Here is a 2,490-nt window from a genome sequence, read left to right as displayed (position 1 = left end):
CGCAGCGAGTAGACCTTGTGAGGGTCGTCCTGGTGTCTGAGGGTGCATAAAGGTTGATGGGGGGTCGGGATCGATCTGCGGGAAGCACTTCACCCTGCTTTTAGAGCGTGTGGCACAGCCACTCGCTCCTGGAGGATCGTTCTAACAGTCGCGAAGCGTCTGTTGATCCGACTTCGGGGGCCCCGCGATCAGCGGGGATCCTTTACCGGCCGGAGGTCGGAAGCGCGAGGGATATGGAGGGCGTCAGTCCCGCAACGCGGGATGAGCGAATAGCGAACCCGGAGAAGCCCGCCCCGAAGGGCGCGCCCAGGTGTTCATCACCCAACTAAGAAGGCCGGCCGAAAACCAATCGGTTCCCGACCGAAACACCATTCCTCGGTTTCCCGCTATGCTTGAACGCCTTCATCCAAACAACCAGGCAATCGATTCTCTCTCGCTGCATTTCGGCAGTTCTTAACCACCTCGACGTTAGCACTGTGAGCTTTCCATTCCCCGAACGCAGCATCATCGACCGTGACCAGAGACTTCCCTTCCGATAGTGGTAGCTCCCTCACTACGGTTCCACGTTTCAAGGGCCAATCCCCAACGTGTTGGCCGGTATCCCTCAAAAACTGAGCGGTAAACCTTACCTCTTTCCCTAGTAAACTCATGCTGCTGTTTCCTTACGTTTTTGGATGTGAATAACCAGGTCCCGAAACTGCCTGCCCGTCATTGGTCCCAGCCGAATCGGCTTTCGCTTTGAAAATGCCCGCACCACGGCTCGTGCTCGATGATCATAGAGACGCATGGCGATCCCTCCCGAGCAATCTCATCTCACCCATGCTGCGCCTTAGATCGCGCGTGCTCTCACACAAATCTGCAAACAGAACAGCGTGGCGACGTGTGACAAAATCACCCAGACTGTCACGGCGTTTTCCGGCGATACCAAACACTGAATGAGAATGCACCCCTCCACCGGTCACTGTTACCAGTTCAAACTCGTCGTACATCGCCAGATCGGCCGCACTGCGCAAATAGATCAACGTGTCCATGTGTAGCTCCTTACCCGCCACGGGTAACCCATAATTTTTGTGCTTACCCGCCACGGGTAACGTGACGGGTAGCAGTTCGGTTAAGCGATCAACCGCTTGATGTCTTTGGCGTGTTCCGAATCCATGGCGTCGAGCCACAATCGGTTATAAGCCGTGTAAAACACGGGATCACCGGTGAAACACGCAAGGCGGGTAAACGCTACCAACGACAACGCCATGCCTGCGGTCGTCGCATCTGCGCGTACAGCTACCAGGTTCCGAGGGTTGAACAATTTGAGGCGCTCGTTGATCACCGGCTCCATGAAAAAGCCAGCGGAGTTGGTGGCAAGATAAAGCCACTGGGCACCACGAAATTGCGGCTGCCACTCAGCCATTACCGAGAAAACGGTTTGCTCAATCTCAGCGCGGTACGCGCTCAAATAGTGTGGAAAAGCCGCTTTGCGGAATTTGAAAACAGACGCCGAAGCGCTGGACAAACAGGGTGCGGTTGCACTCATGGTGGGAATCTCCTAACTCGCCTCGAAACCGCCGGCGAAACACGGGGGCCAGCAACTGCTGACCACTCTGAAATTATCGTTTATAGGTCGCCTTTTGTCAACTTTTAAGGCAACATTTAAAGCCCTAGTTTTATCTTTGAGCCGCAATCTTTCCAGCCACTAATGTGATTAACGGGTTGCTCATGCTCCTGGGCCACTCCAAATGCAGATAGCTGGGTTGAGCTACCGATGCCCTAAAGTCCACTCGACTCGTCGCAACGAAGGCTGTACCGGCAACCAGAAACGCGATCCCGACCGCTTTCAGTTCATCTTTCACGATACCTCTCCCTGAGAAAGTGGGGGCCAGACTTCGGCCCCCTAAGGGTTACTTGATATGAAGTTCCAGCGTCCAATCCTTGGACACAAAACGGAAATCAACCTCGGAACCCAAGACGGTAGCCAAAAGCAATACGGCGATAATCCATTTTCCGTACTTGGCTAGTTGCAGCTTGGTTTTCATTTTTCTTACTCCATCGCCTCGTAACACCGGCGAGCGTGGCGCTTAGAATATTCCCTAAGTGCAGGATAATAATACCATTATTTCCTATTTATCGTCAATCTTTCTGTATATTTTTCAGTGATCAAAACACCCTCCTAGAACCCGAATTGATCTTAGAAAACGCTTGCACCGCGCTCTGTGATGATCTTGATTGTCCGGATGCCGCCGGGATCGGGCAGAGCCCGACTTAGATTCAGCGCGGCTTCGCCGCCACATCGTTGGTGAATGCTGACCAGGCCCCTGCCCTGTCGTGAGATCCCGACCGCCCATCAACCGCACCCGTCGAAGCAGACGCCGGGGCGAGCCTTGCAAGGTGGAACGCAGCGCAGCGAGTAGACCTTGTGAGGGTCGTCCTGGTGTCTGAGGGTGCATAAAGGTTGATGGGGGGTCGGGATCGATCTGCGGGAAGCACTTCACCCTGCTT

General features: G+C 54.4%; 4 protein-coding genes. All 4 read right to left on the bottom strand.

The genetic code is table 11. The features are described 5' to 3' along the window. Positions 1 to 773: 773 nt before the first annotated feature. The gene (locus AC13D2_RS00025; protein ID WP_099620076.1) at positions 774 to 1,031 is read right to left on the bottom strand and encodes a hypothetical protein; all 258 of its coding nucleotides are present in this window, start codon (positions 1,029 to 1,031) and stop codon (positions 774 to 776) included. 80 nt (positions 1,032 to 1,111) lie between these two features. Then, positions 1,112 to 1,528 carry an antirestriction protein gene (locus AC13D2_RS00020; protein WP_099620077.1) on the bottom strand — a complete coding sequence of 139 codons (417 nt, stop codon included), beginning with the start codon at positions 1,526 to 1,528 and terminating at the stop codon, positions 1,112 to 1,114. 364 nt (positions 1,529 to 1,892) lie between these two features. Next, the gene (locus AC13D2_RS00015; protein ID WP_265734816.1) at positions 1,893 to 2,027 is read right to left on the bottom strand and encodes a hypothetical protein; all 135 of its coding nucleotides are present in this window, start codon (positions 2,025 to 2,027) and stop codon (positions 1,893 to 1,895) included. Between the two features lie 232 nt (positions 2,028 to 2,259). After that, on the bottom strand, positions 2,260 to 2,490 hold a 231-nt coding region (locus AC13D2_RS00010; RefSeq protein WP_482938007.1), incomplete at its 5' end, for a hypothetical protein.

Source organism: Marinobacter sp. B-12, from assembly GCF_056857915.1.
This window is presented reverse-complemented; position numbering and strand designations above follow the sequence as displayed.

Excerpts from the sequence above, each read along its gene's own strand:
- AC13D2_RS00025 (WP_099620076.1), bottom strand. The coding sequence starts at position 1,031 with ATGGACACGTTGATCTATTTGCGCAGTGCGGCCGATCTGGCGATGTAC.
- AC13D2_RS00020 (WP_099620077.1), bottom strand. The coding sequence starts at position 1,528 with ATGAGTGCAACCGCACCCTGTTTGTCCAGCGCTTCGGCGTCTGTTTTC.
- AC13D2_RS00015 (WP_265734816.1), bottom strand. The coding sequence starts at position 2,027 with ATGAAAACCAAGCTGCAACTAGCCAAGTACGGAAAATGGATTATCGCC.